General features: G+C 64.4%; 6 protein-coding genes and 1 tRNA gene. 3 read left to right on the top strand and 4 right to left on the bottom strand.

The features are described from left to right. Window positions 1-49: 49 nt before the first annotated feature. Window positions 50-126, top strand: a tRNA-Met gene (locus tag EN857_RS09345). A 285-nt stretch (window positions 127-411) separates the two neighbouring features. Then, complete coding sequence (locus tag EN857_RS09340) at window positions 412-1,680, top strand: DUF763 domain-containing protein (RefSeq protein ID WP_127392040.1); 1,269 nt, start codon at window positions 412-414, stop codon at window positions 1,678-1,680. A gap of 6 nt (window positions 1,681-1,686) precedes the next feature. On the opposite strand, the gene EN857_RS09335 is transcribed toward EN857_RS09340, so the two are convergent. Next, window positions 1,687-2,130: a PPC domain-containing DNA-binding protein gene (locus EN857_RS09335; protein WP_127392041.1), complete on the bottom strand. Its 444-nt coding sequence runs from the start codon at window positions 2,128-2,130 to the stop codon at window positions 1,687-1,689. Between the two features lie 82 nt (window positions 2,131-2,212). After that, a complete protein-coding gene (locus tag EN857_RS09330) occupies window positions 2,213-3,925 on the bottom strand; it encodes an HAD family hydrolase (RefSeq protein ID WP_127309404.1) in 1,713 nt (570 codons plus the stop codon). A 158-nt stretch (window positions 3,926-4,083) separates the two neighbouring features. On the opposite strand from EN857_RS09330, the gene EN857_RS09325 reads away from it, so the two are divergent. After that, window positions 4,084-4,491, top strand: a complete 408-nt coding sequence (locus EN857_RS09325; protein ID WP_127392042.1) for a DUF427 domain-containing protein — start codon at window positions 4,084-4,086, stop codon at window positions 4,489-4,491. Window positions 4,492-4,516: 25 nt separating this feature from the next. On the opposite strand, the gene EN857_RS09320 is transcribed toward EN857_RS09325, so the two are convergent. Together EN857_RS09320 and EN857_RS09315 are read right to left on the bottom strand one after the other, a co-directional pair. Continuing rightward, the gene (locus tag EN857_RS09320; protein WP_127392043.1) at window positions 4,517-5,731 is read right to left on the bottom strand and encodes an FAD-binding oxidoreductase; all 1,215 of its coding nucleotides are present in this window, start codon (window positions 5,729-5,731) and stop codon (window positions 4,517-4,519) included. A gap of 94 nt (window positions 5,732-5,825) precedes the next feature. Beyond that, window positions 5,826-5,990, bottom strand: a complete 165-nt coding sequence (locus tag EN857_RS09315; RefSeq protein ID WP_127283184.1) for a DUF3309 family protein — start codon at window positions 5,988-5,990, stop codon at window positions 5,826-5,828. Between the last annotated feature and the right edge of the window lie 10 nt (window positions 5,991-6,000).

The following is a 6,000-nucleotide window of genomic DNA, read 5'->3' as shown; positions in this document are numbered from 1 at the left end:
CAAGCAAACGCTTGCTCGTGGTCGCAAGCAAACGCTTGCTCGTAGTTGACGCGGGGTGGAGCAGCCCGGTAGCTCGTCAGGCTCATAACCTGAAGGTCACAGGTTCAAATCCTGTCCCCGCAACCAAATCAAAAGGCCCGCTTGGCTCCTCGCCAGCGGGCCTTTTGCTTTGGCAGCCAACGATGGTCGCCCTACCCGCCAACCCGGTGAACTGCGGCGCCAAGAAAGTCGAGCGCTGAACGGCGCCGATGATCTTGACGCCGCGGGGTACCGTACCGATCTTCAGAAAGCCCTTTTGGGCTACGCGCCGTCGCCAGTTTTGCCGTCCCTTGCGTGATGATCGAACCGGCGGCTATGCATTCCTGACCGGAGCGAAGGCGCAGAAGCCTGCCGCGTATCTGGAGAAACTTGGTGGCACAGCGATCGGGAAGTGCGGATCTTCCGCTGCACGGCGGGCGCGTGCCGAAATGGCTCGGCGATCGCATGACCCGGCTTGGCGCCGTCATGTGCGAGGCGATCGTCCATCACTACGGCCGCGACGAATTGCTGCGCCGCCTGGCGCATCCGTTCTGGTTCCAGTCCTTCGGAGCCGTCATGGGCATGGACTGGCATTCGTCCGGGATCACCACCAGCGTTGTCGGCGCCCTGAAGCGCGGTCTGTCGCCGCTTTCCGGCGAGCTCGGCGTCCACGTCTGTGGCGGCCGTGGCGCGCACTCGCGCAAGACTCCGCAGGAGCTTGCCACCATCGGCGAGCGCGTCGGCTTCGATGGCGACAGGCTGGCGACCGCCAGCCGGCTGGTCGCCAAGGTCGACAGCGCCGCGGTGCAGGACGGATTCGATCTCTACCTGCACGGCTTCATCGTCACCGATGACGGCAACTGGGTCGTCGTGCAACAGGGCATGAACGGCGATAGCCGGGTGGCGCGCCGCTATCACTGGCTGGCGGAAGGCCTGAAAAGCTTCGTCGACCAGCCGCATGCCGCGATCGAGGGCGCCAACCAAGGGGAGATCGTCAACCTGACCGACCGGCGCGCCGATGCCTCGCGACAGCGGCAACTGGAGCTTCTGCACAATCTCGGACCGGACCGGATCGTGAGCGAGCTTTCGGCGCTGGAGCGTGGCACGCCGCCGCCGCCGGCGCAGCCGCTGCTGCCGCATCTGGTGATGCCGGCGCACCATGATGTGCGCGAAAGCGATGTCGTCATGCGCCGCCTGCACGGCAACATCGCGGCGGCGGCCGATCGCGGTCCGAAGGATTTTGCCGGGCTGCTGCTGGTGCCCGGCGTCGGCGCCCGCACGGTGCGGGCCCTTGCGCTGGTAGCCGAGGTTCTGCACGGCGCGCCATGCCGGTTTTCCGATCCCGGACGCTTTTCCCTGGCGCATGGCGGCAAGGACCGGCACCCGTTCCCGGTGCCGCTCAAGGTCTATGATGAAACGATCGGCGTGCTGAAGTCGGCGATGCAAAAGGCGAGGCTGGGTCGGGAGGAGGAGATCGGCGCCCTGAAGCGGCTGGACGACCAGTCCCGTCAGGTCGAACGCTACGTCACCGGTCCCAGTTTGAAAGAGATCGTCGCCGGCGAGTTCGACCAGTCGCACCTGCTTGGCGGCCGCAGCGTGTTCGGCTGGGAGAAGCCGCCAGAGGCGACGACCGGCAAGCCCGCCAAGGAAGAACAGGGCTGAAAGTCCTCATGCGTCAAGGTCGATGAGGGCGATGCCAAGTTCGGGGCGTGTCCTGCGCCGCAAGTGGCCTGGCGTTTCGACCAGCGTGACCTCCAGCGTCGGCCGCACGTGCCCGTTGAGCAGATGTCCGCCGCGCGTCGTGCCGTCCGCCAGGCCGAGCACGGCGTGGACATGGAGGCTCGGCTTGCCGTCGTCGCCCGTGGCGATATCGCCGATTGCGCTCAGCACTTCGCACTGTTCCAGCACCGGAATCCTGCGGTATTCGGTCTTTTCAAAGTCGAACCATCCGACGGTCGCCCTTTCGAAGGCGCCGATGGCGGTCAGCGAGGCGCTGCCGATATCGTGATCGGCGGCAAACGCCGTCAGTGCCGAGAAGGCCTCTTCACCCATGTCTAGGACCACAATGAAGGTCCTTTGTTCGGCACTTTCGGCAACGAGTTGGGATTTCATCCTGAGCCTCCTGGCGGCTTTCTTTTTCTGTTGGTCGACCGTGTATGACCGTTGGCGGCAACTCGGCGGTCGCGCCCCCGCGCTACTGTACCGGAGCGGTGGCGGGGGCCGTGTAGCGCCGGCGCACCGCGTCGAGCACGCGCTTGCGGCTTTCCTGCGCCGACAGCGTCTTGTCCTTCTCCGCGGTCTCGGTTTCGCGGGCGAGGTCCTTGTCCCTGATCTGATGGCGGAACCATTCCGAGTAGTCGCCGGCGCGCAGATGATGCTCCCAGGTCTTGTCGTCGATGCCCTCGGCCATCTGGGCGAAGATAATCAGATTGTGCGCCCTGAGGTTCATGGCATCGTCCGGGCCCCTGAAATAGAAGCTGCCGGCCTCGTCGAGTTGCCCCTCGGCATATTTGCGGCTGTGCCGTTTGAGCGACTGGCGCGGCTCGATCGCCTTGACCGACATCGGCTTCTTGCCATTGCGCGGCCGCCAGAACAGCACGCGGTCACCCTTTTGCGACGACATCGCGCCCGGCTCTTCAACGCCGGTCTCGTGACAGAATGTCCGCACGACGCTCTTCGCCTTTGGGCCAAGCGCGATGACCGCTGTCACCAGGCGCAAGGCATCGGTCGAGATCGCTTCCGGATGGACGGTGATGAGCACCGTGCCCGGCAATTCCAGCGACAGCACGGCGCGCGTGTCGTCGCGGCGTTTCGGCAGGAGATGATGGGCTTCGTCGATGACCAGCCAGTGCGGCCTCGCCGTGCGGTAGCGGAAGCTGCCGAGGCCTGGCAGCAGGTCGGCGAAGAAGTCGGGCCGTTCGTTGACCCGCAACGCCAGCCCATTGACCACCACATTGGTGTCCGGCTTCTCGATCAGGTCGAGCAGCTGTTCCTTCGTCGGCACACTCGACCCGTCGCCGAGCTTGACCGCACCTTGCAGGCCGTCATAGTCGCCTTCCGGGTCGAAGATGCAGAACTGATAGCCGGTCTCGACGAAGCGCTCGGTCAGGGCGGTGGCCAGCGTGGATTTGCCGATGCCGGAACTGCCGGCGATCAGGACAGTGTCGGTCGGCGACAGATAGACGTCCTTGCCGCCGGACGTACCAAGCAGGATGCCGTCGCGGGGCCTTTTGACGAGCCCGCGATCGTGCTTGATCAATTTGCCGATCAGTTCCTCCACGCCCTTGCCGCGTGCGCCGCGCGTGACGAGATCGGCGGTGTTCTTGACCGCCGGCAGCGCATTGTCGACAGCAACGCTGCAGCCACAGGCCTGCAGGAAGGCATGATCGTTTTCCGCGTCGCCGACCCCCACCGCGTTGCGCGGCGACAGGCGAAGATCGCCAAGCGCGGCGGCGAGCCCGGTCGCCTTGTTGATGCCGCTCGGCAGGATCATCACCGCGCCCTTGTTGAAGATGATCTCCAGTTCCAGCCCGAGTTCCTTGATGACGTCGAGCACCGTGGCCTGGTGCGGCTCCCAGGTGGCGACGATGGAGCGCCCGACGGAAAGCGGTTTCACGCCGCGCTTCTTCAGCCCGGCGACGAGATCGGCCGACGGCGATGGCGATATCGTGCGCTCCTCCTCGCTGGCGGGCGTGTAGACCAGCGCTCCGTTTTCGGCGACGACCTTGTCGAACAATGCAAGTTCCGGAAATACCCGCTTGAGGTCGGGCAACTCGCGTCCCGTCACCAGGATCAGCTTGCGGCCGGTCTTCTTCAGTTGCTCAAGCGCCGACAGCGTCTTTTTGGTGACGATGCCATCGTGCGCCAGTGTGCCGTCATAGTCCGTCGCCAGGGCAATGAAATACATCCTCTGAGCCTCCATTGCTCGACGTGGATGGCTGTCTGTTAGCCTGAAGAAGGAACAACGCCTGTGGGACGAAAAGGTTTTGCGCCAATTGCGCGCCGAGCCGGAACTGCCGTGGCTGAGCGACGTTTCCAACGCACATCGGGTCAAGGAGTTCGACAATGCAAACCCCAGTCGCCAGTCCAACCTATCCTGCCGCCGCCCTTGCCATCGTGCCCTTTGACGGCACGGTGACAGTCAGGTTCTCGGACGCCGTGGTGGCGTCCAGCGAGCGGGCGAAGGTGCTCCATGAAGACGGAGGCGATCCGGTCTTCTACATACCGTTCGAAGATATCTATTTCGAGCTTTTCGAGAAGACGAACACCACCACAAGCTCGCCCTTGGGCACGGCAAGTTACTGGCGCGTCCATGCCGTCGGCGGATCGGCCGATGATTTCATGTGGGCCTATGAGACGCCCGAAACAGCCGCTTTGGCCATCGCCCGTCACGGCGCCTTCGACCCGGACAAGGCGCGCATCGATGCCGACCCGGCAGAGGACGTACGGCATACGCCGCGCATCCCCGGATAATCTCCAGACGGTCCGATGGGGCCTATCAGTGCGCCGGGAATGCAAACAGATCTGAATCGACGTCCTCGAGGCCGTCAATCGCCGATGAAACCAACTCGGAAGCGATCTGCGAGAAGGTGATGCCATTGCCGCCATAGCCCATCACAGCGTGAATGCGCGGGTGGCGGGGCAGGGCGCCGATATAGGGCAGGCCGGAGGTTGTGGTTCCGAAGGAGCCGGTCCACGAGAATTCCGGCCTGGTGTCCAGCTTCGGCAACAAGCGGCCCAGCTTTGCTGCCAGGCGCTTGGACTTTTTGGCGATCAACGCATCGCGATGCTCCTCGTCGGTGAAATCCTCGTCCTCGCCGCCGCAGATGACGCGGCCATCCGCCGTCGTGCGGATGTAAAGGTAAGGCTCCGACGCCTCCCAAAGCAAAGCGGCGCCTGGCCATATGTCTTTTGGCTGGCGCGCTGTGGCGATTGCCCAGGTCGAAACGATGCTGTGCGCGGTGGCCGGGATGATGTCGGTCAACTCATAGCCGGTGGCGAGCACCAGATGTCGCGCGGTGATCGTCGGACCACCGCCGGTTTTGACAACGACCTCGTCGCGATCGCTCCTGATCTCGTCCGCCTCCACAGGGGCATAAAGGCGCGCCTTGCGCCCCACCGCGCTGAGCAGGAGCCCGGCGGTTAGCTTGCGCGGGTCGAGCGCAATGTTGTCGTGGCTGAGGATGGCAGCCGCGCGATCGATGCCGAAACTATCCGACAGAGCCCTGCGGGTAAGATAGGTCGCGGCGATCCCGGCCTGCCGGCGTGCATCGCTTTCGTCGCGCAGCTGCGCCGGCGCGAGCAGATTGCCGGCAAGATAGAGTGACGGCAAGCGTGCCAGGTTGCAGGTTATGCCGAGTTCGGCAATCCGCCCGCGAAGATTGACCACGGCCAGGCGCGAGCGCCGCCACGCGCGCACGGCGTCGATCTTGCCCTTGATCGCGGCAAGTTTGATCAGCGGTTGATCAAGTTCAAATTGCACCAGCGCCGTCGTCGCCGAGGTCGATCCCAGAAGCGGGCCGCGCCGATCGATGCAGACCACGCCATGGCCCGCGCGCGCCAGTGCGTCCGCCATCATGGCGCCGCTGATGCCCATGCCGACGACCAGCACCTCGGCCCTTATATCTCGTGTCAACTTTCCTGTGGGCACCGGCGGCGCGCGATAGGCGAACCAGACCGGCCGGCCGCTTCTGAGGTCGAGTTTGCGGACCAATGCTCCCTCCGCGCTATCCGACGGCGGTTCGCCACAGACAAAAGCCCGCCGATCGCTGCTCGATCAGCGGGCAATGCCAGTTCTGCCGGCGTCGCTACAGGCGGCCGAGGACAACCAGGATGATGACGATCAGCAAGACCAGCCCAAGGCCGCCGCCGCCGTAGTAGCCGGTGCCGTAAAACGGTCCGCCGCCAAGGCCACTGAAGCCGCCGAGCAAGATGAGAATCAGTAGAATGATAAGAATTGTGCCGAGACCCATGGGAGTTTCC

The organism is Mesorhizobium sp. M4B.F.Ca.ET.214.01.1.1 (assembly GCF_004791545.1).
GTDB lineage: Bacteria > Pseudomonadota > Alphaproteobacteria > Rhizobiales > Rhizobiaceae > Mesorhizobium > Mesorhizobium abyssinicae.
The sequence above is the reverse complement of the archived record's forward strand: the minus strand, read 5'-3'. Positions and strand labels throughout refer to the sequence as shown.